Consider the following 26,335-nt stretch of genomic DNA (forward strand, 5'->3'; position numbering starts at 1 on the left):
CGTAAAACATTACAATCCGGCGAGCTCAGCCTTACTCCGGTTGGAAACCGAAACGCAAATCGTTAAAGGTGATTAACCTTTAGGACGCTTGGCGCCGTACTTAGAACGGCCCTGCTTGCGATCGTTTACGCCGGCACAGTCAAGTGCACCGCGTACAGTGTGGTAGCGCACACCCGGCAGGTCTTTTACACGACCGCCGCGAATCAGTACCACGCTGTGCTCTTGCAGGTTGTGGCCTTCACCACCGATGTACGAAGTTACTTCGTAACCGCTGGTCAGACGCACACGGCAAACCTTACGCAGTGCAGAGTTCGGCTTCTTCGGTGTAGTGGTGTACACACGAGTGCAAACTCCGCGACGCTGCGGGCTAGCCTGCAGAGCAGGAACGTCGCTTTTTTCAACTTTGCGTTTTCTCGGCTTACGAACCAACTGGTTGATCGTTGCCATTAAAAATCACTCCAAAAATAAAATGCCCCCAGCTCTAACAGTGAGGGCCTATCGTCTGTGTGTATCGTCCGATCCTGGGATCAAACGGAACACCCCACATAAGCGGGGGCCGCATTCTATAAGCGACAACCCGCCTAGTCAATCGGCGACGGAAGTAAGTGCTTACATCACAGACAGTCGCCAATATCAGATCGGGCACCTAAGTGCCCCAACCTACCCCACTCCACCGACAGATAGAGTGGGATACGCCTTATTCGCCTGAGGACTTCAGTGCCTCAGTCAGAGCTGCTTCAACCTCAGCTGCGGAAGGTCCTTCACCGAAGGCCTCTTCCAACTGCAGGCTGCGCTTGCGCTTGCGCTCGCTGTGGTAAGCCAGACCGGTACCAGCCGGGATCAAGCGACCCACAACCACGTTCTCTTTCAAGCCGCGCAGGTTGTCTTCCTTACCAGTTACCGCCGCTTCGGTCAGAACGCGAGTGGTTTCCTGGAACGAAGCCGCTGACAGGAAGGACTCAGTTGCCAGAGACGCTTTGGTAATACCCAGCAGCAGGCGTTCGAACTGAGCGGGCTGCTTGTTCTCGGCACGCAGCTGTTCGTTTTCTTCGATCACGCGCTGGTATTCAACCTGGTCGCCCTTAATCAAGCTGGAATCACCCATCTCGGTGACTTCAACTTTACGCAGCATCTGACGCACGATGGTTTCGATGTGCTTATCGTTAATGCCTACACCCTGGAGGCGGTAAACCTCCTGGATCTCGTTGGTGATGTAGCGAGCCAGCTCTTCAACACCTTTCAGGCGCAGAATATCGTGCGGGTTGGACGGGCCATCGGAGATAACCTCACCCTTCTCTACGGTTTCACCTTCGAACACGGTCAGCTGGCGGTGCTTTGGAATCAGAACCTCGTAGTGGTCCTTACCATTGGCCAGCGGCTTGCCGTCGCGCGGAGTAATCTGCAGACGAACCTTACCTTTGGTCTCCTTACCGAAGGAAACGGTACCGGAGATTTCCGCCAGAATGGACGGCTCTTTCGGCTTACGCGCTTCAAACAGGTCGGCAACGCGGGGCAGACCACCGGTGATATCCTTGGTACCGCCGGATTCCTGCGGAATACGTGCAATTACGTCACCCACGTTCACCTGCTTACCTTCAGCCAGGCTGAGGATTGCACGCGGCGGCAAGGCGTAGTGCGCAGGCGCATTACTGTTAGCCAGAGTCAGCTCTTCGCCGTTCTCATCCAGCAGGGTTACCGCTGGGCGCAGATCTTTACCCGCTGCCGGGCGCTCGGCCGGATCGATAATCTCGATAGAGGACAGGCCGGTGATATCGTCGGTCTGCTTGCGGATGGAGAGCCCTTCTTCCATACCGGACAGTTTCACCCAACCGGCTACCTCGGTGATGATCGGGTGGGTGTGCGGGTCCCACTTGGCCACGATCTGGCCACCGTCTACCTCGGCACCTTCGTAGACGCTGATCACAGCACCGTAAGGCAGCTTGTAGCGCTCGCGCTCGCGACCGGCGCTGTCGGCAATCGCCAGCTCACCGGAACGGGACACGGCTACCAGAGTGCCAACTTCGGTCTTAACCGTCTTAACATTATGCAGACGTACGGTACCGCCCTGCTTCACCTGGATGCTGTCCGCAGCGGAGGCACGGCTTGCAGCACCACCGATGTGGAAGGTACGCATGGTCAGCTGGGTGCCCGGCTCACCGATGGACTGTGCGGCAACAACGCCCACAGACTCACCCGGGTTGGCGCGGTGGCCACGGGCCAGGTCGCGGCCGTAACACTGGGCACAGATACCGTGTGCAGTCTCACAGGTGATCGGGGAGCGAACCAGAACCTCATCGATGCCCATGGCTTCGATGCGCTCTACCCACTTCTCGTCGATCATAGTGCCGGCAGAAACGGCGATTTCGTCACTGCCAGGCTTCAGTACATCGCGGGCCACTACACGACCGAGGATACGGTCACCGAGAGATTCGATAACATCACCGCCCTCGATTACCGGCGCCATGGTCAGACCGTCGTCGGTGCCACAATCCAGCTCGGTAATTACCACGTCCTGGGCCACGTCAACCAGACGACGGGTCAGGTAACCGGAGTTAGCGGTTTTCAGTGCGGTATCCGCAAGACCTTTACGAGCACCGTGGGTCGAGATGAAGTACTGCTGTACAGTCAGACCTTCACGGAAGTTTGCCGTAATGGCGTTCTCGATAATGGAGCCATCCGGACGGGCCATCAGACCACGCATACCAGCGAGCTGACGGATCTGAGCTTCAGAACCACGAGCACCGGAGTCTGCGTACATATATACAGAGTTGAAGGAGTCCTGCTTGGTCTCGTTGCCCTCGCGATCGATCACCTTCTCTTTCTTGATACCGGCCATCATCGCCTGGGTTACCTTGTCGTTGGTGCGGGACCAAACATCGATAACCTTGTTGTACTTCTCACCCTGGGTTACCAGGCCGGAAGCAAACTGGCTTTCAATCTCTTTCACTTCCGCTTCAGCGGCATCGATCAGTTCAGCTTTCTCAGCCGGAATCTCAAAGTCGTTCACACCAATGGAGGAACCGGACTTGGTAGAGAAATCGAAACCGGTGTACATCAGCTGGTCGGCAAAAATAACCGTCGCCTTCAGGCCTACCTTACGGTAGCACTCGTTCAGGGCGCGGGAGATTGCCTTTTTCTTCATCGGCTGGTTGACGTGCGCAAACGGCAGGCCTTCCGGCACGATGTTCCACAGCAGCGCGCGGCCTACAGTGGTGTCCTGAATGGAGATAGTCTCGTGCTTCTCACCGTCTTCGCCGACGATATTTTCGCGGATACGTACTTTGATCTTCGCTTGCAGACCAACCTGCTTGGCGTAGAAAGCGCGGCTCACTTCTTTGATATCGGAGAAGAACATGCCTTCGCCTTTATCATTAACGCGCTCACGGGTCATCCAATACAGACCCAGTACCACGTCCTGGGACGGTACGATAATCGGCTCACCGTTGGCAGGCGACAGGATGTTGTTGGTGGACATCATCAGCGCGCGGGATTCCAGCTGCGCTTCGATCGTCAACGGTACGTGTACCGCCATCTGGTCACCGTCGAAGTCGGCGTTATAGGCCGCACAAACCAGCGGGTGCAGCTGGATTGCCTTACCTTCAATCAGTACCGGTTCAAACGCCTGGATACCCAGACGGTGAAGGGTCGGTGCACGGTTAAGCAGTACCGGGTGCTCGCGGATCACTTCGTCGAGGATATCCCAAACGACAGCTTCCTCGCGCTCAACCATCTTCTTGGCAGCTTTGATCGTAGTGGCCAGGCCACGGGATTCCAGCTTGCCAAAGATAAACGGCTTAAACAGTTCCAGTGCCATCTTCTTGGGCAGACCACACTGGTGCAGACGCAGGGTCGGACCTACCACGATCACGGAACGACCGGAGTAGTCAACACGCTTACCCAGCAGGTTCTGACGGAAACGACCCTGCTTACCTTTAATCATGTCAGCCAGGGACTTCAGCGGGCGCTTGTTGGAGCCGGTGATGGCGCGACCGCGACGGCCGTTATCCAGCAGTGCGTCAACAGATTCCTGCAGCATGCGCTTTTCGTTGCGCACGATAATGTCCGGCGCGTTCAGCTCAAGCAGACGCTTCAGACGGTTGTTACGGTTGATCACACGACGGTAGAGGTCGTTCAGATCCGAGGTCGCGAAACGACCGCCATCCAGCGGTACCAGCGGACGCAGATCCGGCGGCAGAACCGGCAGAGCCTTCATCACCATCCACTCCGGGTTGTTGCCGGACTTGTAGAAGGCTTCCAGCAGCTTCAGGCGCTTGGACAGTTTCTTGATCTTGGTTTCGGAGTTGGTCGCCGGGATCTCTTCACGCAGGCGCTGGATTTCTGCGGGCAGCTCGATATCCGCCATCAGCTCCTGGATCGCCTCGGCACCCATCTTCGCTTCAAACTCGTCGGCGAACTCTTCCATCGCCTCAAAGTACTGCTCGTCATTCAGCAGCTGACCGCGCTCCAGGGTAGTCATACCCGGCTCGGTAACCACGTAAGATTCGAAGTACAGCACGCGCTCGATATCGCGCAGGGTCATGTCCAGCAGCAGGCCGATACGGGACGGCAGGGACTTCAGGAACCAGATGTGTGCAACCGGGCTGGCCAGCTCGATGTGACCCATGCGCTCACGGCGAACCTTGGCCTTGGTCACTTCAACGCCACACTTCTCACAGATAATGCCGCGGTGCTTCATGCGCTTGTACTTACCGCACAGGCACTCGTAGTCTTTTACCGGGCCAAAGATCTTGGCACAGAACAAGCCTTCACGCTCAGGCTTAAAGGTACGGTAGTTGATGGTCTCCGGCTTTTTCACTTCGCCGTAGGACCAGGAGCGAATCATGTCCGGTGATGCCAGACCGATACGAATCGCATCAAACTCTTCCAGCTGCTCCTGGGACTTCACCAGATTTAATAAATCTTTCAAGGCCTTTCCTCCACTAGGGGGTAGTCAACCCGGCACTCGCACTAGCCGCCGGGCTAGCCAGCTGCCCCACTGCTTCGAGGGGCGCTGGCACTTGTCTCATTTCACCTGCCAACAGGCTTCGGTACGGGTTCGGATTTACTCGTGCTCAAGCTCGAAGTTCATACCGAGAGAGCGGATTTCCTTAACCAGTACGTTGAAGGATTCCGGCATGCCCGGCTCCATGCGGTGGTCGGAGTCCACGATGTTCTTGTACATCTTGGTACGGCCTTCCACGTCATCGGATTTAACCGTGAGCATTTCCTGCAGGGTGTATGCAGCGCCGTAAGCTTCCAGCGCCCACACTTCCATCTCCCCGAAACGCTGACCACCGAACTGGGCTTTACCACCCAGCGGCTGCTGGGTAACCAGGCTGTAGGAACCGGTAGAACGCGCGTGCATCTTGTCGTCTACCAAGTGGTTCAGCTTCAGCATGTACATGTAGCCCACAGTTACCGGACGCTCGAAAGCATCGCCGGTGCGGCCGTCGTGCAGGGTGATCTGACCGGAATCCGGGATATCGGCAAGACGCAGCAGCTGCTTGATCTCACTTTCATCGGCACCGTCAAATACCGGGGTCGCCATAGGTACACCGCGACGCAGGTTTTGCGCCATGGTCATGACTTCCTCATCGGAGAACTCGTCGAGTTCTTCCTTGCGTCCGCCAGTGGAGTTGTAGACCTCTTCCAGGAATCCGCGCACCTTGGCGATTTCCTGCTGCTCCTTGATCATCTTGTCGACTTTAACGCCGAGGCCTTTAGCGGCCATGCCCAAGTGCATTTCCAGAACCTGGCCAACGTTCATCCGCGAGGGAACGCCCAGCGGGTTCAGGACGATATCTACCGGCTCACCGTTTTGGTCATAAGGCATGTCCTCAACGGGCTTGATTACGGAGATAACACCTTTGTTACCGTGACGACCGGCCATCTTGTCGCCCGGCTGGATGCGGCGTTTGATCGCCAGGTAAACCTTGACGATTTTCAGCACGCCCGGAGCCAGGTCATCGCCGGACTCCAGTTTCTTCTTCTTGTCTTCGAAGGCTTCGTCGAGCAGCTTGCGACGCTCTTTCAGCTGAGCTTCCGCTTTTTCCAGCTGATCGTTCAGGCTGTCGTCTTCCATACGCAGCTTGAACCAGTCTTCGCGCGGCAGGGCGGCGAGGACTTCAGCGGTCATCTCATCGCCCTTCTTAACGCCCTTACCACCGGCGGCCTTTTGGCCCAGCAGAGCTTGTTGCAGACGCTCGAAGGTCGCACCTTCTACAATGCGATATTCCTCGTTCAGATCCTTGCGGACCTCGTCCAGCTGTGACTTCTCGATATCGAGGGAGCGCTGGTCTTTCTGCAGGCCGTCGCGGGTAAATACCTGAACGTCGATCACCGTACCGCGGGTGCCACTGGGCGCGCGCAGGGAGGTGTCCTTAACGTCGGAAGCTTTCTCTCCGAAGATTGCGCGCAGCAGTTTTTCTTCCGGAGTCAGCTGGGCTTCGCCCTTCGGAGTGACCTTACCGACCAGGATATCGCCAGCGCCTACTTCTGCGCCGATGTATACGATGCCGGACTCGTCCAGCTTATTCAGGGCAGATTCGCCAACATTGGGGATATCCGCAGTAATTTCCTCACTGCCCAGCTTGGTATCGCGGGCAATACAGGTCAGCTCCTGAATGTGGATGGTGGTGAAGCGGTCTTCCTGTACAACGCGCTCACTGATGAGGATGGAGTCCTCAAAGTTGTAACCATTCCAGGGCATAAATGCGATGCGCATATTCTGGCCCAGAGCCAGCTCACCCAGGTCTACAGAGGGACCATCGGCGAGAATATCGCCACGGACTACACGATCGCCAGTATTAACGATCGGGCGCTGGTTGATACAGGTATTCTGGTTGGAGCGGATGTATTTGGTCAGGTTGTAGATATCCACACCTGCATCACCGGCTTCCACCTCAGCATCGGCCACGCGAACAACCACACGGCTGGAATCAACGCGCTCAATAATGCCGCCGCGCTTAGCAACCACACACACGCCGGAGTCGCGCGCTACAGTGCGCTCCATACCGGTGCCCACCAGCGGCTTTTCAGCGCGCAGGGTCGGTACCGCCTGACGTTGCATGTTCGATCCCATCAATGCACGGTTGGCGTCATCGTGCTCGAGGAATGGAATCATCGCCGCAGCTACGGAAACCACCTGCTTGGCGGAAACATCCATATACTGGATTTCGCTCGGTGCTTTCAGGGTAAATTCGCCCTGGTGACGCACGCTGATCAGGTCATCAACAAAGTTACCGTTGTCATCTACTTCCGCAGACGCCTGGGCAATAATGAAGTTGGCTTCATTGATCGCGGACAGGTACGCAATTTCATCAGTTACCTTGCCATCGACCACTTTGCGGTAGGCGCTCTCGAGGAAACCGTAATGGTTGGCGCGGGCGTAAGTAGCCAGGGAGTTAATCAGACCGATGTTCGGTCCTTCCGGCGTCTCAATCGGACATACGCGGCCGTAGTGAGTCGGGTGTACATCGCGCACCTCAAAGCCAGCGCGCTCACGGGTCAAACCACCCGGGCCGAGGGCGGAAACACGACGCTTGTGAGTCACTTCCGACAGCGGGTTGTTCTGGTCCATAAACTGGGACAGCTGCGAGGAACCGAAGAATTCCTTCACAGCAGCGGCAACCGGCTTGGCATTGATCAGGTCCTGAGGCATCAGGCCTTCGGACTCCGCCATGGACAGGCGCTCTTTAACAGCGCGCTCTACACGTACCAGGCCAACGCGGAACTGGTTTTCAGCCATTTCGCCTACGGAACGCACGCGACGGTTACCCAGGTGATCGATATCGTCGACCATGCCCTGACCGTTGCGGATATCGATCAGAGTCTTCAGAACTTCGACGATATCTTCTTTGCTCAGAGTGCCGGGGCCAGTCTCGTCTTCGCGACCCAGGCGTCGGTTGAACTTCATGCGGCCAACAGCGGACAGGTCGTAACGCTCGTCGGTAAAGAACAAGTTCTCGAACAGCGCTTCTGCGGACTCCTTGGTGGGCGGTTCGCCCGGGCGCATCATACGGTAGATCTCTACCAGCGCTTCCAACACAGTGCGAGAAGGCTCTGCACGCAGGGTGTCGGAGATAAACGGACCGCGATCCAGGTCGTTGGTGTACAGGGTTTGGAAACTCTTAACGTTCAGTACACGCAGCTTGGCGATTACTTCATCAGTAATCTCGGTGTTACAGTCGATCGCGATCTCACCGGTGGACTCATCGATGATGTCGTTCGCCAGTACACGGCCAAACAGGTACTCGAGCGGTGCTTCCAGCTTTTCTACGCCGGCCTTTTCCAACTGACGGATATGACGCGGGGTAATACGGCGACCCTCTTCGACAATCACCTTGCCCTGGCCGTCTTTGATGTCAAAAGAAGCAACATCACCGCGCAGGCGAGACGGAATCAGCTCCAGGCTGACACGGTCTTCCAACAGCTCAAAGGTGCTGGTCTCGAAGAACATTTCCAGCATTTCCTGGGAGGTGTAACCCAAGGCACGCAGCAGAATAGTCGCTGGCAATTTACGGCGACGATCGATACGCACAAACACCAGGTCTTTCGGATCGAACTCGAAGTCCAGCCATGAGCCACGGTAGGGGATGACACGCGCGGCGTACAACAGCTTACCGGAAGAGTGAGTCTTGCCTTTGTCGTGATCGAAGAATACACCCGGGGAACGGTGCAGCTGGGATACGATAACGCGCTCGGTACCATTGATTACGAAGGTACCGTTGTCGGTCATGAGCGGAATCTCGCCCATGTAAACTTCCTGCTCTTTAATGTCCTTAATGGACTTATTCGCAGATTCTTTATCGTAAATAATCAGACGCACGCGCACGCGCAGCGGACATGCATAGGTAACGCCGCGCAGGGTACATTCCTTAACGTCAAAAGCGGGCTTACCCAGCGTATAACTTACGTACTCCAGGGCGGCATTGCCGGAATAGCTGACAATCGGAAATACAGATTTAAACGCCGCTTGCAGGCCAACGTCCATACGGTCGTCGGGGCGCTTGTCGGCCTGTGTAAAGTTGCGATAAGAATCGAGCTGTATCGCAAGCAGAAAGGGCACATCCATGACCTTAGGCAGTTTGCCAAAATCCTTGCGGATACGTTTTTTCTCAGTATATGAGTAAGCCATTCAAATTCCCCAGCTTGATCAGTGACAAGACTTCGTGGGACTCCAGTCCAGAGCCCCTCCGGGCGAGAAGCCTCTGGTCAATGCAACTTGCCTGCACTGGCCAGAAACCTCTCCGCTTGCTTTTGGGTAGCGCTACTGCGCTATGGTTAAATGAGGTTTGCCACGGTTTTTAAATCCCGCCGGCACCGGTAAAAACCTCAGTACCGCAAACGGCAAAAAGGCCGGCGGACAAAAGTCCACCAGCCTTACCGCTACCCGCCGCTTTACGCGACAGCTAGCGGGAGACGCAAGAACCGAATTACTTCAGTTCTACAACTGCGCCAGCTTCTTCCAGCTCTTTCTTAGCTGCTTCAGCTTCGTCTTTGCTTACGCCTTCTTTCAGCGGGCTCGGAGCGCCGTCTACCAGACCTTTAGCTTCTTTCAAGCCCAGGCCAGTGATGCCGCGAACAACTTTGATCACGTTCACTTTCTTGTCGCCTGGGGAAGTCAGGATTACGTCGAAAGAGTCTTTCTCTTCAGCGGCAGCTTCGCCACCAGCTGGGCCAGCTACAACTGCTGCAGCAGCAGTTACGCCGAATTTCTCTTCCATTGCTTCGATCAGCTCAACAACATCCTTAACGGACATTTCGGCAACAGCATTGATGATATCTTCTTTAGTCAGAGACATGATTCAGTACCTGAATTGGTTTGAGCAGTAGCTGCTCGTATTTCGTTTTGAAACTGCGATTCGCTCTAGCGAAAAAATTACGCAGCTTCCTGCTCTTTTTGGTCGCGAACGGCCGCAATAGTGCGAACCAGCTTGCCAGCAGATGCTTCTTTCAACACGCTCATCAGCTTGGCGATCGCCTCGTCGTAAGTCGGCAGGCTTGCCAACAATGCGACGTCGGTGATCGCGCCTTCGAAGGCAGCACCTTTCAGTTCCAGCTTGTCATTGCCTTTAGCGAACTGGCTCAGGATGCGCGCGCCGGCACCTGGGTGTTCGTTAGAGAATGCAATGATGCTAGGACCTACGAATTTGTCAGTCAGACATTCGTATTCGGTACCTGCCAGAGCGCGACGCGCCAGAGTGTTGCGGACGACTTTCAACCAAACGCCGTTCTCGCGAGCCTCTTTGCGCAGAGTGGTCATGTCATTCACGGTTACGCCGCGGGAATCCGCAACAACCGCAGACAGAGCACCTTCAGCAGCTTGCTGGACATCTGCGACAATCGCTTTCTTGTCTTCGAGTCCAATAGCCATAGTGTCACTCCTGGATTTGAAAAAAACCGGACTTAAACGTCCGATCCGTTCCGGTGCATAAAGCTCAAATCCAGTAAAAATACTGGTTTGGGCGACACCGTCTGCGTAGGCTCGAACCTCGCAATGGCCAACCTGGCCGAAGTTCGGATTAAGCCAGGCACGTTAAACCTCAACGCACCTGACACCTACGGTCTTTGACGGCCCACCTTGTGCCGAAGCATTCAGGTGGACCCCAAAGTTCGATTTACTGAGAGGTGATCACACCCCGCAGTGATATTTAGATGTTCAGGGAAGACTGATCGATAACCAGACCCGGGCCCATAGTGGTGCTCAGGGTGATCTTCTTCAGATATACACCTTTTGCAGAAGCCGGCTTGGCTTTCTTCAGGTCGGCAACCAGAGCTTCCAGGTTCTCTTTCAGAGAGTTCGCATCGAAAGCAACTTTACCGATACCACCGTGGATAATGCCGCCTTTGTCAGCGCGGAAACGCACCTGACCCGCTTTGGCATTTTTAACCGCAGTAGCAACGTCTGGAGTTACGGTGCCAGTCTTCGGGTTCGGCATCAGGCCGCGCGGGCCGAGGATTTGACCCAGCTGACCTACAACGCGCATCGCATCGGGGGAAGCGATTACTACGTCGAAGTCCATCTTGCCTGCTTTAACGTCGGCAGCCAGCTCGTCCATACCGATCAAGTCAGCGCCCGCTTCTTTAGCGGCGTCAGCGTTAGCACCCTGGGTGAAAACAGCTACGCGAACTTCTTTACCAGTACCGTGCGGCAGAGTAGTTGCACCGCGAACAGCCTGGTCGGATTTACGTGGGTCGATGCCCAGGTTTACAGAAGCGTCTACAGTTTCTGCAAACTTAACGTTGGACAGCTCTTTCAGCAGAGCTACGGCTTCTTCGATACCGTAAGCCTTACCAGCTTCAACCTTCTCAGCGATTACGCGCTGACGCTTGCTCAATTTAGCCACTTAGAGACCCTCCACTTCGATACCGGCGCTGCGAGCGGAACCAGCGATAGTGCGCACGGCCGCGTCCAAGTCGGATGCAGTCAGGTCTGCTTTCTTCATTTCTACGATCTCTTCCAGCTGAGCGCGGGTTACTTTACCCACTTTCTCAGTGTTCGGACGACCGGAACCGCTCTTGATCTTGGCAGCCTTGCGCAGCAGTACAGCGGCGGGCGGCGACTTCATGATGAAGGTGAAGGAGCGGTCGTTGTATACAGAGATTACAACTGGAACTGGCAGACCTGGCTCGAGGCTCTGGGTCTGGGCGTTGAACGCCTTACAGAATTCCATGATGTTCACACCGTGCTGACCCAGTGCGGGACCAACGGGCGGACTCGGGTTGGCCTGACCGGCCTTAACTTGCAGCTTGATATAAGCTTCTACTTTCTTAGCCATTACAGCTCTCCTCTAGTTGGGTATTAACGCCCGCCACTCAGCCATAAGGTTTAAGGGCAAGCTCCCCGAACCCCGAAATGAAAACTCATTTTTCGGGGACGCGAAAACCCCCTTCCACCTCGCGGCGAAAGGGGGCAAAAAATTTATACTGGAATCAGGTCTTCTCTACCTGACTGAACTCCAGTTCAACCGGGGTGGAACGCCCGAAGATCAACACAGCCACTCGCAAGCGACTCTTCTCGTAGTTAACCTCTTCAACCACACCGTTGAAATCATTAAACGGACCGTCGATAACTCGAACCATTTCACCGGGCTCAAACAGAGTCTTGGGCTTGGGCTTATCGGCGGAATCGTCAATGCGATTCAGGATAGCCTGCGCTTCGCGGTCAGTAATCGGGGCTGGCTTATCCGCCTTACCGCCGATAAAACCCAGTACTCGGGGAGTTTCTTTCACCAAGTGCCAGGTATCGTCATTCAATTCCATTTCTACCAGGACATAGCCCGGGAAAAACTTGCGTTCACTCTTGCGCTTTTGCCCTGCGCGCATCTCAACCACTTCTTCCGTGGGAACCAGGACTTCACCAAACAGGTGGTCCATTTCGTTCAGCTCAATGCGCTCTTTCAGGGAGCTGGCGACACGCTTCTCATAGCCCGAGTAAGCCTGGACCACATACCAATTCTTTGACATGTATCAACCTTTAGCCGATAAATTTGGAAGCCGCCCAACCCAGAGCCGAATCAAGCGCCCACAAGATAAGCGCCATAATCAACACGAAAACAACCACAATCGCTGTGGTCTGGGTTGCTTCTTGGCGGGTCGGCCAAACCACACGCCTGACTTCAGTTTGCGCTTCGCGCAACAGTTGCCACAACGCATTGCCTTTGGCGGTATTTACAGCCACAACCAGAGCTACCAGACAGATGGCAGTTACTGCCAACACTCGGTAAAACAAAGGGAATTCGGCGTAATATGAATTGCCTGCAACAGCACCGCCCACCAGCAGCACTATTAACAACCACTTCAGACCGTCAAGACGAAAGGTTTTCGCTTCTGTTTTAGCATTCATATAAGAAGCCCTTAGCGCACTATAGATAATCTTTTAGCGCTCATAAACACAAAAGCCCCACTGACAAGTAGGGTTTTGCGACACCCCTAAGCTTATCTAAGCGGAGTGATTAAAAATGGCAGGCCAGGAGGGACTCGAACCCCCAACACCCGGTTTTGGAGACCGGTGCTCTACCAATTGAACTACTGGCCTGTACAGTGTGAGCACTTTCGCACTCAAAGATGAGAGAGCTACAGGAACTCTCCCACCTGGTGCACCACATAGGATATTGTGATGCAGAAATCAAAGATTACTCAATGATCTTAGCAACAACGCCCGCACCTACGGTACGACCACCTTCGCGGATAGCGAAGCGCAGGCCGTCTTCCATGGCGATCGGAGCGATCAGGGTAACAACCATTTGAATGTTGTCGCCCGGCATTACCATTTCAGTACCTTCCGGCAGCTCTACCGCACCAGTTACATCGGTAGTACGGAAGTAGAACTGAGGACGGTAGCCTTTAAAGAACGGGGTGTGACGACCACCTTCGTCCTTGGAAAGCACATACACTTCCGCTTCGAACTTGGTGTGCGGAGTGATGGAGCCCGGCTTAGCCAGTACCTGACCACGCTCTACTTCGTCACGCTTGGTGCCGCGCAGCAGTGCGCCGATGTTCTCACCAGCACGACCTTCGTCGAGCAGCTTGCGGAACATTTCAACACCAGTACAGGTAGTAGTGGTGGTTTCTTTGATACCAACGATTTCGATCTCGTCGCCAGTGTTGATCACACCGCGCTCTACACGACCAGTCACAACAGTACCACGGCCAGAGATAGAGAATACGTCTTCGATCGGCATCAGGAACGGCTGATCTACAGCACGCTCTGGCTCAGGGATGTACTCGTCCAGAGTCTCTACCAGCTTCTTAACAGCGGTAGTACCCATTTCGCTGTCGTCTTCGCCGTTCAGGGCCATCAGAGCGGAACCAACGATGATCGGAGTGTCGTCACCTGGGAACTCGTACTGGTCCAGAAGTTCGCGAACTTCCATTTCTACCAGCTCGAGCAGCTCTTCGTCGTCTACCATGTCCGCTTTGTTCAGGAATACAACGATGTAAGGTACACCTACCTGACGGGAAAGCAGGATGTGCTCACGAGTCTGCGGCATGGGGCCGTCAGCTGCGGAACATACCAGGATAGCGCCGTCCATCTGAGCAGCACCGGTGATCATATTCTTAACGTAGTCGGCGTGTCCCGGGCAATCTACGTGAGCATAGTGGCGAGTCGGGGACTCGTACTCAACGTGAGAAGTAGCGATGGTAATACCGCGCTCACGCTCTTCCGGTGCATTGTCGATACCGTCGAAAGCAACAGCGTCACCACCCCAAACTTCCGCACATACGCGGGTCAGAGCAGCAGTCAGGGTGGTTTTACCGTGGTCAACGTGACCGATGGTGCCCACGTTCACGTGGGGCTTGGAACGTTCAAACTTTTCTTTTGCCATTGCAGCCTCCTATATATAGGCGAGCCGATAACGGCACCACCCACGTCCAGAACATGCACATCCGACCCGGAAAATCCGACCCCGGACACAAACAACCGCAAGAGCTTTCACCCTTGCGGTCATATAAAATGGAGCTCATGGGCGGATTTGAACCGCCGACCTCACCCTTACCAAGGGTGTGCTCTACCCCTGAGCTACATGAGCTAAAACCTTGCCGATAACGGCATCTTAAAATGTTGCACCCTGGAGAGCATTCCAACCAACCCCAAAACTTGGAGCGGGCAGCGGGGATCGAACCCGCATCATCAGCTTGGAAGGCTGAGGTTCTACCATTGAACTATGCCCGCTTTCGGGACCTCCATGCGAAACCATTCGATTTCGCGCAACACCCTAAGGTGTAATATGGTGCAGGGGGGTGGATTCGAACCACCGAAGCTTTCGCGTCAGATTTACAGTCTGATCCCTTTGGCCACTCGGGAACCCCTGCTCAAAGCGGTGTGCATTGTCTACACATCTCGCTGCACTGTCAACAATTTTTCTTTAAATTTCACATACTTAGCAGCGAAACCTAATTTTGACAGCAACGGGATGAAAATGGAGCTGGCGAGAGGAGTCGAACCCCCGACCGGCTGATTACAAGTCAGCTGCTCTACCAACTGAGCTACGCCAGCCCTATCCCGTTCATTGCCGAAGTTGTTAAGTCACCCTCGTCAATGGAGGCGGGATTCTATGGGAACTTATCTCGACACGCAACACCCTTTTTGCAGATAAATCATATTTTTTATGTCGCCTATTCCAACTTGTTGAAAAAAACAGCGATTCGAGACGCCACCTGATGATTTTCTGATAAATCTGCTTTTTTGTTAGCCAAGTACTTCAGAACAAAGATTTGGGCGCCGATCCAGATCCGGGTATTCACTTTGCAGTTGTCGCCAAAATTCTTCTGCAAGACTTTCTGTGCTGCCAGGGGGCATAACTATCCACCGCTCCATATAGGTTTGCGGCTCCTCCTTGAACTGCGCGGCAACCCCCCTCTCCTTCAAAACGGCGGTATGGGACTCAGCTCGGGCTCGCTCACTGAAAATCCCAAATGAAATGCCATTTTCCAATGCGCCTTTGGGAATGACATAGCTGTCGATCCCCTGAGACTGTAGTTCACGCAAGCGGTTATAGGCCTCCCGCCTCGAACTCAGTGGCGGCAGATATACCCAGTAGCGCATCTGCCCCTGCATTTCTATATCACGCAGTTCGGCTTTAACCTGAAGGGACCGGATTCGCTGCAAGAGATCCTCGCCCTGGTACTCCTCCGCGAAAGGCCCCAACAGCGTACAAAGCTGCTCAACCTCAAAGGACTCCTTACTCAGTGCCCCAGCCTTCTCTGGAGCAGGCAGCTCTTCAGGGGATATTTCGCTAACGAGGGTAATTTTCTTTCCCTCCGACTCGTGAGGGATCGGGCTCTTGCCGCTACTTAACTGCGGAGATGGCGCTACCAACATATACCAGGCAAAAAGCACAGCGTTCAGGGCAACTAAAGAAAGGGCTATCCAGCGCATAACAGAGTAAATTTTTATGGATTACTAAGGGCCAACCCATCCATCACCAAATCAGGAACCAGGCGATGTTCGTGCTGGTAAACTGCGGAGAGCAACTGCGCATCCCCACCGGTTAACCACAATAAAGGGAGGGAACCGGAGTGGACCTGCAATTCTTCCATTGCTCGATCAACCGCACCCAACACCATCAGCAAGAGGCCACGGTTTATCGCCTCATTGGTATTGCGTCCCGCGCCCAATGTTTTTGTCAGGGCCAGTGCCTCACGACTCTTTGCTGCATGGGTATCGACACTGAGAACGCGATTCATCAATCCGAAACCGGGAACGATATATCCCCCAATGTGGCGCCCGCTATTGTCCAGTAAATCTAAGGTGACCGCACTGCCGCAATCCACAATTAATGATGCTCGGGGAGATTGCTGGTAGGCCGCCAACATTGCCAGCCACCGATCCACCCCCAGGGCGGAGTGGTCTTCATACCCACAGATAACGCCGGCACATTGAGGTGCCACTGCAGAGAATTCAGCCTCCAGTGTGAACAGGTCTCGGGCCACCTGACTCAAGAATTCAGCAACAACGGGACCGGCGACATTCACTACCCGAAAACGGTAGGGGGTTAAGTCTGCCCAACCCTCAGGCAAAACCTGCTGGCGCAACTGCCCAGTTTCGATATCACCACGGGCTATCACCTCGCCTTCGACCAGGTAGCGCCACTTACCCCGTGTATTGCCGACATCCAGCTCTAGAATCACACCTGCCCCCGCAACGAGATTTCCCCCCCATGAAATGACTTTTGCCCTTTATCAGTGTCGAGTAACAAGGCTCCTTTTTCATCGACACCGGCCGCAACACCTTCCCAGCTCAAATTACCTGACCGCAACTGAACTGGCTGCCCGGCAAACTGGTCTAGGGTTGACCACGATTCCCGGTAAGTGGCGAACCCCCCTTCCGGGTAAGTTTCCAGCATCGGTAACAGCTCGCTGAGTATCGCCGCAGTTAATTCACTGCGGCCAATACCAGGACGGACTTGCTGGAGATCTGCCCATGGTTGATCAATCTCCTCTGCTGTCTTTGCGTTGAGACCATTATTCAACCCGATACCGATAACCACTGAACAGCGGTCGGTTAAATCCCCTTTTAGCTCAAGTAATACACCGGCCAATTTACGGCCCTGGCACCACACATCATTTGGCCACTTCAGGCGCACGCCCGGTACAGAAAAACGCTCGAGCGCTTTTGCCACAGCAACACCGACGGCAAGACTCAACCCCTCCAGGCTTTGTACACCGCCATTAAACTCCCAGCCCACTGAGAGGCTGATACTTGTGGCATAGGGGCTGACCCAGTTGCGACCACGGCGGCCCCGACCGGCACTTTGCCGCTCGGCGAGAATCGCTACAGCGTGTCCCTTACCTTCTTCAAAACGCTCCAATAACAGCGAGTTCGTTGAACTCAACTCATCAAAAACCTTCAACTCGCGCAGTAGCGCTCGGGCTGAACCATCCAGCTGAGCGGTAACAGTCTGCTCAGATAGCAGGTCGAGACCTCCCGGCAAGCGATAACCTCGCCCCTTAGCAGACTCAAGCGTCAGGCCGTAGCTCTCGAGCTTTTGTAGTTGTTTCCAAACAGCGGCTCGGCTGACACCAAGCGCATTCCCGAGGGATTCTCCCGAGTGTATTTCCCCATCCGCCAGAAGCTCCAGCACCGGGCGAAGCTGTTCTAATGGTGTTTTTGCGGCGACGTCCTGCAATTTGTTCAACCTTTTACATAATGGCGGCCATAGCGATGCCCGAGGCTCGTCAGGACTTCATAACCGATAGTCCCGGCATACCCAGCGACCTCATCCACCGTAAGCTGGTCATTGAGAATCTCGATCGACTGAAGGGAGTCCCGCTCCTCTTCGCTGAGACCCGAAATATCGAAAGTGGTGGAGTCCATTGATATACGCCCGACAATTGGCAGCGGGCGGCCGTGCCCCCATCCGCGCCCCCGCCCCCCTTGAGCTCGTATAATGCCATCGGCATATCCACCCCGAGCTACCGCAAGCCAACTATCTCCGGGAACTTCCTGGGTCGCACCATACCCCACAGACCGGGACTGACTGACATAGCGCTTTTGGACAATTGGCAAGCCCAAAGTCACCGTTGGACGCATCGGGTTTTCAGCCTCAGGGACAGGGTTAAGGCCGTATAGTGCGGAGCCCGGTCGGGCAATATCAAAGTGATAGTCCTCACCCAAAAAGATGCCGGATGAGTTCGCAAGGCTGAGCTGAATATCCGGGCACAGTTCCCGCAAGCGATCGCCCGCGGTCTTAAACTCGTTCAACTGAAGCTTATTATGCGGATGCTGGGGCTGGTCTGCACAGGCAAGATGACTGAAGAACATCCGAACATCGGCGGACTCCAAGAGAGGGCGGTCCTTGAGCAGCAATTCGAACTCATCTGGGGTCAATCCCAGCCGAGTCATGCCGGTATCAATTTTTACGGCGCAAGGGGCCTCCAACTGAGCTTTCTCGCAGATTTCAACCCAGCTCTTCAATTGATCCAGAGTAAACAATGTGGGGATCAAACCCGCGCGAGCGCACTCTAGTTCAGCACCAGGCCTGACACCGGTAAAAATGACTATATTCACATCGTTGCCGAGGTCACTGCGCAAGCGCTCCCCCTCGACTTGGGTGGCCACAAAGAAATCGCGGCATCCCTGAGCGTATAGCGCAGGTGCAACATGAGCCATTCCCAAGCCGTAAGCATCCGCTTTAACCACCGCACCGCACCGGGTGCCGGCTTTCAAGCGATTAGCCAGATCCTGATAGTTATCTGCTACAGACCTCAGGTTGATACTTAATAACCCTTCACGAAAGTCACTCATACCAGTACAACTCTCTAAATCAGTAAGCTAGGTAGCTCCGAGCAGACTCTCTCGCTGCAGCGCTCGGGCACCGCCTAATATACACCCAACAACCAACAAAAGGCTGACTAGTGAGCCAGCGATCATCAGAGATATGGAGACCGTTTCCCCAACCAGTAGAGCCTTAAACCACTGCTGTTGCGCGACCAGCGGGACCAACTGCCAGGCAGGCTCCTCTAGCTCTATGGATGACATATCCAATATTAACAACATAGTGACAGGTAAAATCTGCAATATACTCAATTGAGTTTGGGCATCTTTAAATGACTGGGAACGCAACGCTAACAATATTTGCAGTACGGCAACCAATAGAGCCAGTGGGAGCAGGGCTAGCGCCATAGCAACCATGCCACTCAGCGTAGTTGCATGTTGTATCCCCATTTCAGCCAAGGGCAAAAATGGAAAAACAGCCATTAGCGAAACTAACGCGAGAATTGAAGATAACCAACTGATACTGGCTACAGCGAGAACCTTGGCCAGGACCACCTGCCAGGCGGCCAGAGGTTGTTGCAGTAATACCTCAAAACTCATTCTCTCCCGCTCACCGGCAGAGGCATCAATGGACGAGGACAGGCAACCTATAAACAGCGTCATTATCAAGAGTGTCGGTATTGAACCAACAATCCAGGCACTGCGGGTAGACGGGGTACTGACATCCCTAACCTGGACTTGCCAGGGTGCTATTGTTTTTAGTGGGACTCCCCTAGCGACCATTCTTTGTTGAACAATGAGCTGTTGTAGCTCACCCAGCTTTTGTTGAACATGACTCGCGCCTTGCCCGCTGAAACGATCGGAGCTATCAACATACAAATAAACCTTGGGGCTGCGGAAATTGCGATAATCGGTAGAAAAACCTTCATCAATTTTCACAACTGCATCGTAACCTTCATCAAGTAAAGCTATCGGGTCCCCTTCTGACAGGCTATCCAGTTCCACCCGCCCTTTACTCAGCTGCTGCTCTAATACTGGTAAATCCTGCCCGCCTAACAACGCTAGCTGAAATGTCCTCTCCCCTTGGGACTTAAACATAAACAGAGTCATCGATGCGATCATTCCGGGAAATGAAATGGCAAACAGCAAAGATAAATACAGTGCTCGCCGGTCACGCCAAACCTCTAAAGACTCCTTCTTCAGAAGAGCAGACATGGCGGGAGTAAATAATAGGTTTAAAAATTTCATGCCATCACCTCCCCTTTAACCCCGTAAGCCAGAGTGACGAAACTATCTTCCAGGTTTTTACAGCCTGTGCGTTCTACAAGCTCATCGGGGGTACCACTATCGACAATAGCACCGTTAGCCATCACCAATACTCTATCTGACAACTCAGTAACTTCAGCCATAATATGGCTGGAAAATAAAATGGCTACGCCCTCAGAGCGCAACCGCAGAAGTGTTTTCCGCAGCAGTCTCGCTGCAAGGACATCAAGCCCGCGCGTCGGTTCATCAAGTATCAAATGCGTAGGCCGGTGGACTAGTGCCCGCGCCAGCGACACTTTCATTCTCTCCCCCTGGGAAAAGCCTTTTGTCCGACGTTGCCACAAATCTTCTAATTCCAGCTCTTCTCGAACAGAATTCAATGCGCGCTTAAGCTCTGCCCCAAATAATCCCTGCGCACTGGCAAAAAATGATAAGTACTCCGCTACAGTAAGTCGTTCATACAAGCCTTCACGATCGCCGACAACGCCCAATTGCCGCTTTATTTCTAATGGATTTTCGGCCACATTAAGCCCACTAACAAATACTGTACCTTCATCCGGTTTTACCAACCCCGTTATAATTCTCAGGCAAGTAGTTTTACCGGCTCCATTGGCCCCCAGCAAAGCAGTTATTTGGCCATCAGGTATATTGAAATTCAGGTCTTTGAGTACTTTCTTTCCAGAGAATTGCTTGTGAATAGATTTAACAGCAATCATTTGTTATCCCCTTGGCTCGATAGCAACTCACTGGATACCGCTTTATCAATTTCAGGTCCAAAAGCACCCGCCATAAAAGGTGGTCTTTGAATATCCGCAATACAGTCACTATCTAAAGAAGCAAGTGGAGATTTTAGAAAATCATCTATTAACTTTGGTATACAACCGCGCATACTATTGATATGTCCACCACCTGGAACCACTACCTGTTTTAATTCTGAAAGGTACCCCAAGCTTTGTTCCGCATAATAATGTGGGGTAATAGGGTCAGCCTCCCCGGAAATAATTAACACAGGATGATTTCTTTCTTCCGGGACTTCGTAAGTGATAGGAGATACGGGCCACACCTTGCAACCCTCAGCAAAAATCTCAAAAAAAGCATCACCTAAAAAGCTATCGCGAATATCTGCAGCCAGCTCTTCCTCTGTAGTGCGATTTAATTCTTCAGCGCAAGCAACTGATAAGGTGAGCCCCATAGACATACTTCCATCATCAGATAAAAGTCCAACCAACCCCGATAGCGGTAAATAATTACCCTCCTCAGCCTGGTTAATAGCGTATGGTAACTGCGCTGCCGTTTCAGGTGCGTAGAGCGCGGTCCTTATCAGGTTTTGTATGAAGCTACGGGGAACACTTGTTTCCATTGTGCGACCAGAGTGGGGGTCCGGGAAGTTCGATGCTCTTCCATCCCAGTCCCTAAGCAAGCTATCCAGGTCAGATCTCCAATCGCCAAATTCGGAGCACACCGGATCCTGACTGCAGTCTTTCTCCAATTTTAGCAGCGCCTTTTCAGCAGCTTGCGCAGTAAGAAAAACTTTTGAATCAATCGGGGCTACGGCATCCAGGATCAGGACACTTAAACTTTCGGGATACCATTGCTGGTAAAGAAGCGCGGTACGAGTTCCCCAAGAACCTCCCCACAAAGCAATTTTTTTATGTCTCAACTGGAGGCGCACTTCCTCCAGATCATCAACCGCTTGACGGCTATGCAGCGCTTTCGCAAAGGAGGAGTTTTCAAGGTAGCAAGTTGAGAATTGATCGGTGACCGCCTCCAGATCCATATGGACTTCTCCGTCGATCCCACAGTCAAATGCAGCCGAGTAACCCGAGCCGCGCCTATCGACAAGAACGATCGCCCTACTCTGATTGACTTTATATAAGGCATTTAGAATCGGGGTCAGATAACTGGCTGCCTGACCGGGGCCACCGGCCAGTAAATAAAGTGGCTCCAGTCCAATGTCATTAACTGCTGGGGCTATCATTACCGCTAGATCTACTGCAGCTTCTCCCCCACCAACCGGTATCTTTGTACAGTGCAGAGCATGGCTCCAGCCGTCCAGGTAGCAGGACTCGAAGTTATTCTCTTCTCTCTCTTCTGCAACTGCTGGAGATAGCCCTATAAACAAGCTGATCGCGAAGATCGCAAACCTCTGTATCCAAACCACTGCAAACCCCCTATCCAACGAATTTATCCCAACCAGTGTATCGAACTGCTCCTAAGGTGTCGTCATCCAACAAAAGGCAGATAATTGCATTTGCATTAGCGCCCACCCCTGCACAGTGGTATGGTTTCTTATTTACTTGCCCATGATTGCACCCATGAGCTTTTCAGACCGAGAAAAACACCTAATCCGAGCCGCCTTTGCCTGGGGCCAAATCACACAACAGGAAGGCTATACACTTTCTGATCTTGAAATTGAAAAATCGGTTCTCTTCCGACGATTACTTGGCGGTCGGCCGCCATTGGCATTCCCGCCACCATTGCGTCACGGATTTCCCTGGTATGACGTTATTGAAGGGCGTAGCGAACACTTAGTGAGTGCATCCGAAGCCTCACCTGAATGCAGCATCATTGCACCGGGCTGTAAGCTCGGGGATACCTGCATTCTTATTGACGGCGCCTTTTGGCGCGTAGTCGAAACTGTTCGCGAGCACGAAGAATATATCGTTGAGTGGGGCCAATACCCAATGCAGTGGCGCTTGAAAAAGCATTGGGAAGTAAACTATGAAATGACACAACAGCTTCATAGTTTTCGTAAAGATAACCCCAATGCCGAAGTGAGCTTTGACAACTATTTAAGCCAAAGGGAGTACCGGGAATTTCGCATAGACGATGATCAGACGGTATGGCTCTGTGAATGGCAATTAAGCCGCACCAGCCTCTCTGGTTGGGTTTGGGTTGGGACAATACTACCTGTTCCCGATTATCAGCTCGTTCCAGTGTTCGACGATGATCACGGCCCGGTTATTCTCGGCGAGGATGGTAATTCCAATGGGCAGGCCTGGCTGCGTATTGAAGATGCCACAGATGAATACCGCTTCGTTAAACTACTGGGAACCTACGACTACCAGTCGCTAATTACTGCGAGCACCACTGAGCTGAAGACCTTTTTACAAGACCTACAGCAAGAAGAGTCAGCAGACATTGAAGTATTGGATTGGCACCAGAACAATGCCGCACGACGCTTTGCTCTCCCTGCCGAGCTGGTTCCACTGGAAGACCTCAGTTTGAATGATATGAACTTTGACCTCGTTCCAGATAACGCCTTTGCTTACTAGCCCACCCAAGCCCCACCTGGTGGGGCTTTTTTTATCCCCAAATTTTTCTTCTCTCGAATACTGGCGTACCAATCAGCCGCAGTAATCCACAGATTTATCGCTCATAACACTGTTAATAACTGATGTCCGTTTTATGGCGCCTTTGTTACCAACAGAAACCATGGATAGAGTTGTGTATAACTCCGGGATATCCCCGGCCAGCCCCGTGGTTGCTTGGCTCTATTGAAGGCGGGTAAAAAAGCAGCACTTTTTGCGCGGATTTCCACAGCCAGGTGTTACTAACAGAAAGTCTGGATAGAGTTGTGTATAACTTTAATAAACAGGCTGCAGGCCCCGTGTTACAAGGGATTACTGCAGAGACTAAAAAATCACCGATATTTTTACCGGCTAAATTTAATTTTTGGCGGGAGTGGTATGGGTACTTTTCTGAGTTTTACGCGAGTTATTTTTGTTTGATTATTTTTTGAGTGAGTGTAAAGGCATTTGGAGAGAAGATCGGTAAAGACCTATTTTTATAGGCTTTTTAGGAGAGCGTCTGTTTAAGGTGCTCAGGTAGTTTTAGGTTTTTCTTTTTTTAATTACTGACTGATTTTTTAAATAGAAAGTTGAGTATTAAAGTTCTTCAGAACTATTTTATTTTTTCTATTTAATTTCGACTTAGTAATTCCTGCTTTCCCTTTCTTAGTTTTTTTATTTTTGTTTTTTGCTTCTTTAAAATATTTTTAGCCATAAAAAAAGGGCCACCCTGTTGGGTGGCCCTTTCGGATTAGAAGCCTGACGATGACCTACTCTCACATGGGGAAGCCCCACACTACCATCGGCGATGTTGCGTTTCACTTCTGAGTTCGGCAAGGGATCAGGTGGTTCCACAACTCTATTGTCGTCAGGCAAACTGGCTTGGGTTGGCGTTGGTCTTATAAGCAATGTGCTTGGCCTGCCGCGTTATCGCTGTTTGCCTCGGTCATGTTATTGACCGGCGATAACCCCAAATAAGTCGGTAAAACAATCTGTAGTAATACACCGCAAGCGATCGTATGTCTCTAACTCACAATCCGCTAGCTTAGCTAGTCGTTAGTAACCATCTCTGTTGTATGGTCAAGCCGCACGGGCAATTAGTACTGGTTAGCTCAACGCCTCACAACGCTTCCACACCCAGCCTATCAACGTGGTAGTCTTCCACGGCCCTTCAGGAGGCTCAAGGCCTCAGGGAGATCTTATCTTGAAGGAGGCTTCCCGCTTAGATGCTTTCAGCGGTTATCCCGTCCGAACATAGCTACCCGGCAATGCCACTGGCGTGACAACCGGAACACCAGAGGTTCGTTCACTCCGGTCCTCTCGTACTAGGAGCAACTCTTCTCAAATCTCCAACGCCCACGGCAGATAGGGACCGAACTGTCTCACGACGTTCTAAACCCAGCTCGCGTACCACTTTAAATGGCGAACAGCCATACCCTTGGGACCGGCTTCAGCCCCAGGATGTGATGAGCCGACATCGAGGTGCCAAACACCGCCGTCGATGTGAACTCTTGGGCGGTATCAGCCTGTTATCCCCGGAGTACCTTTTATCCGTTGAGCGATGGCCCTTCCATACAGAACCACCGGATCACTATGACCTACTTTCGTACCTGCTCGACATGTCTGTCTCGCAGTCAAGCGCACTTATACCATTATGCTCATTGCATGATTTCCGACCATGCTGAGTGCACCTTCGTACTCCTCCGTTACTCTTTGGGAGGAGACCGCCCCAGTCAAACTACCCACCATACACTGTCCTCGATCCGGATAACGGACCAGAGTTAGAACCTCAAACATACCAGGGTGGTATTTCAAGGACGGCTCCACAACAACTAGCGTCATTGCTTCAAAGCCTCCCACCTATCCTACACAAATAGGCTCAAAGTTCAGTGCAAAGCTGTAGTAAAGGTTCACGGGGTCTTTCCGTCTAGCCGCGGGTACACTGCATCTTAACAGCGATTTCAATTTCACTGAGTCTCTGGTGGAGACAGCGTGGCCATCGTTACGCCATTCGTGCAGGTCGGAACTTACCCGACAAGGAATTTCGCTACCTTAGGACCGTTATAGTTACGGCCGCCGTTTACCGGGGCTTCGATCAAGAGCTTCGCCGAAGCTAACCCCATCAATTAACCTTCCGGCACCGGGCAGGCGTCACACCCTATACGTCCTCTTACGAGTTTGCAGAGTGCTATGTTTTTAATAAACAGTCGCAGCCACCTGGTCACTTCGACCGGCCTCAGCTTAGGGAGCAAGTCCCATCACCAAAACCGGCGTACCTTCTCCCGAAGTTACGGTACCATTTTGCCTAGTTCCTTCACCAGAGTTCTCTCAAGCGCCTTGGTATTCTCTACCTGACCACCTGTGTCGGTTTAGAGTACGATTCACTATTACCTGAAGCTTAGAAGTTTTTCCTGGAAGCAGGGCATCAACCACTTCACCCACTAAGTGGGCTTCGTCATCAGTTCTCAGCCTTAGGGACCCGGATTTGCCTAAGTCCCCAGCCTACAACCTTAAACATGGACAACCAATCGCCATGCTGGCCTAGCCTTCTCCGTCACTCCATCGCAGTAATAGCGAGTACAGGAATATTAACCTGTTTCCCATCGACTACGGCTTTCGCCCTCGCCTTAGGGGTCGACTAACCCTGTCCCGATTAGCGTTGGACAGGAACCCTTGGTCTTCCGGCGGGGAGGTTTTTCACCTCCCTTATCGTTACTCATGTCAGCATTCGCACTTGTGATACCTCCAGCAGACCTCCCGATCCACCTTCAACGGCTTACACAACGCTCCTCTACCATGCTCCTAAGAGCATCCGCAGCTTCGGTTATCAGTTTGAGCCCCGGTATATCTTCCGCGCAGGCCGACTCGACTAGTGAGCTATTACGCTTTCTTTAAAGGATGGCTGCTTCTAAGCCAACCTCCTAGCTGTCTGGGCCTTCCCACATCGTTTCCCACTTAACTGATATTTGGGACCTTAGCTGGCGGTCTGGGTTGTTTCCCTTTCCACGACGGACGTTAGCACCCGCCGTGTGTCTCCCGCGATTGCACTCCTCGGTAT

Annotated in this window: 18 protein-coding genes, 5 tRNA genes and 2 rRNA genes (1 of these 25 cut by a window edge); 1 reads left to right on the forward strand and 24 read right to left on the reverse strand. The window is 53.0% G+C overall.

The window, feature by feature from the left end:
• Positions 1-72: 72 nt before the first annotated feature.
• The 22 genes from rpsL to ACJJIS_RS19385 form a co-directional block, all read right to left on the reverse strand.
• Entirely contained in the window at positions 73-447 is a 375-nt protein-coding gene (gene rpsL / locus ACJJIS_RS19280; RefSeq protein ID WP_108731651.1) for a 30S ribosomal protein S12, read from the reverse strand.
• Between the two features lie 250 nt (positions 448-697).
• Positions 698-4,927, reverse strand: coding sequence for a DNA-directed RNA polymerase subunit beta' (gene rpoC / locus ACJJIS_RS19285; protein WP_282934401.1), 4,230 nt, complete (start codon positions 4,925-4,927; stop codon positions 698-700).
• Positions 4,928-5,062: 135 nt separating this feature from the next.
• Positions 5,063-9,136: a DNA-directed RNA polymerase subunit beta gene (gene rpoB, locus ACJJIS_RS19290; RefSeq protein WP_444934811.1), complete on the reverse strand. Its 4,074-nt coding sequence runs from the start codon at positions 9,134-9,136 to the stop codon at positions 5,063-5,065.
• 298 nt (positions 9,137-9,434) lie between these two features.
• Positions 9,435-9,803 (reverse strand): 50S ribosomal protein L7/L12, encoded by a 369-nt coding sequence (rplL, locus tag ACJJIS_RS19295; protein WP_282934403.1) that lies wholly within the window; start codon positions 9,801-9,803, stop codon positions 9,435-9,437.
• A 77-nt stretch (positions 9,804-9,880) separates the two neighbouring features.
• Positions 9,881-10,375 carry a 50S ribosomal protein L10 gene (gene rplJ / locus ACJJIS_RS19300; RefSeq protein WP_282934404.1) on the reverse strand — a complete coding sequence of 165 codons (495 nt, stop codon included), beginning with the start codon at positions 10,373-10,375 and terminating at the stop codon, positions 9,881-9,883.
• Positions 10,376-10,652: 277 nt separating this feature from the next.
• Positions 10,653-11,348 carry a 50S ribosomal protein L1 gene (gene rplA, locus ACJJIS_RS19305; RefSeq protein ID WP_108731646.1) on the reverse strand — a complete coding sequence of 232 codons (696 nt, stop codon included), beginning with the start codon at positions 11,346-11,348 and terminating at the stop codon, positions 10,653-10,655.
• A complete protein-coding gene (gene rplK, locus ACJJIS_RS19310) occupies positions 11,349-11,780 on the reverse strand; it encodes a 50S ribosomal protein L11 (RefSeq protein WP_108731645.1) in 432 nt (143 codons plus the stop codon).
• 154 nt (positions 11,781-11,934) lie between these two features.
• Positions 11,935-12,468: a transcription termination/antitermination protein NusG gene (gene nusG, locus ACJJIS_RS19315; RefSeq protein ID WP_108731644.1), complete on the reverse strand. Its 534-nt coding sequence runs from the start codon at positions 12,466-12,468 to the stop codon at positions 11,935-11,937.
• 10 nt (positions 12,469-12,478) lie between these two features.
• Positions 12,479-12,847 (reverse strand): preprotein translocase subunit SecE, encoded by a 369-nt coding sequence (gene secE, locus ACJJIS_RS19320; protein ID WP_108731643.1) that lies wholly within the window; start codon positions 12,845-12,847, stop codon positions 12,479-12,481.
• 116 nt (positions 12,848-12,963) lie between these two features.
• Positions 12,964-13,039 (reverse strand) — tRNA-Trp (locus ACJJIS_RS19325).
• 97 nt (positions 13,040-13,136) lie between these two features.
• Positions 13,137-14,330, reverse strand: coding sequence for an elongation factor Tu (gene tuf / locus ACJJIS_RS19330; RefSeq protein ID WP_475708836.1), 1,194 nt, complete (start codon positions 14,328-14,330; stop codon positions 13,137-13,139).
• A 129-nt stretch (positions 14,331-14,459) separates the two neighbouring features.
• Positions 14,460-14,534, reverse strand: a tRNA-Thr gene (locus ACJJIS_RS19335).
• 69 nt (positions 14,535-14,603) lie between these two features.
• Positions 14,604-14,677: transfer RNA gene (locus tag ACJJIS_RS19340), tRNA-Gly, on the reverse strand.
• Between the two features lie 56 nt (positions 14,678-14,733).
• Positions 14,734-14,817: transfer RNA gene (locus tag ACJJIS_RS19345), tRNA-Tyr, on the reverse strand.
• 108 nt (positions 14,818-14,925) lie between these two features.
• Positions 14,926-15,001, reverse strand: a tRNA-Thr gene (locus tag ACJJIS_RS19350).
• A gap of 192 nt (positions 15,002-15,193) precedes the next feature.
• Positions 15,194-15,883 carry an SPOR domain-containing protein gene (locus ACJJIS_RS19355; protein WP_475708837.1) on the reverse strand — a complete coding sequence of 230 codons (690 nt, stop codon included), beginning with the start codon at positions 15,881-15,883 and terminating at the stop codon, positions 15,194-15,196.
• A 14-nt stretch (positions 15,884-15,897) separates the two neighbouring features.
• Entirely contained in the window at positions 15,898-16,635 is a 738-nt protein-coding gene (locus tag ACJJIS_RS19360) for a type III pantothenate kinase (protein ID WP_444906487.1), read from the reverse strand.
• Positions 16,632-17,633, reverse strand: a complete 1,002-nt coding sequence (gene birA, locus ACJJIS_RS19365; protein WP_475708838.1) for a bifunctional biotin--[acetyl-CoA-carboxylase] ligase/biotin operon repressor BirA — start codon at positions 17,631-17,633, stop codon at positions 16,632-16,634. Before birA ends, ACJJIS_RS19360 begins: the two co-directional genes overlap by 4 nt.
• Before the next feature lie 5 nt (positions 17,634-17,638).
• Complete coding sequence (gene alr / locus ACJJIS_RS19370) at positions 17,639-18,751, reverse strand: alanine racemase (RefSeq protein WP_475708839.1); 1,113 nt, start codon at positions 18,749-18,751, stop codon at positions 17,639-17,641.
• Between the two features lie 27 nt (positions 18,752-18,778).
• Entirely contained in the window at positions 18,779-19,969 is a 1,191-nt protein-coding gene (locus ACJJIS_RS19375; RefSeq protein WP_475708840.1) for an ABC transporter permease, read from the reverse strand.
• Positions 19,966-20,703: an ABC transporter ATP-binding protein gene (locus ACJJIS_RS19380; protein WP_444892710.1), complete on the reverse strand. Its 738-nt coding sequence runs from the start codon at positions 20,701-20,703 to the stop codon at positions 19,966-19,968. Before ACJJIS_RS19380 ends, ACJJIS_RS19375 begins: the two co-directional genes overlap by 4 nt.
• The gene (locus ACJJIS_RS19385; protein WP_475708841.1) at positions 20,700-22,148 is read right to left on the reverse strand and encodes an alpha/beta fold hydrolase; all 1,449 of its coding nucleotides are present in this window, start codon (positions 22,146-22,148) and stop codon (positions 20,700-20,702) included. The genes ACJJIS_RS19380 and ACJJIS_RS19385 overlap by 4 nt, the downstream gene beginning before the upstream one ends.
• 154 nt (positions 22,149-22,302) lie before the next feature.
• Between ACJJIS_RS19385 and ACJJIS_RS19390 the strand changes: the two genes are divergently transcribed.
• Complete coding sequence (locus ACJJIS_RS19390; RefSeq protein WP_444906491.1) at positions 22,303-23,262, forward strand: hypothetical protein; 960 nt, start codon at positions 22,303-22,305, stop codon at positions 23,260-23,262.
• Between the two features lie 772 nt (positions 23,263-24,034).
• Here ACJJIS_RS19390 and rrf read toward each other — a convergent pair.
• Positions 24,035-24,150: ribosomal RNA gene (rrf, locus tag ACJJIS_RS19395) — 5S ribosomal RNA — on the reverse strand.
• Positions 24,151-24,353: 203 nt separating this feature from the next.
• Positions 24,354-26,335 (reverse strand): 23S ribosomal RNA (locus ACJJIS_RS19400); it runs 900 nt beyond the window's last position.

It is taken from the genome of Microbulbifer maximicatervae (SeqCode), assembly GCF_056231245.1.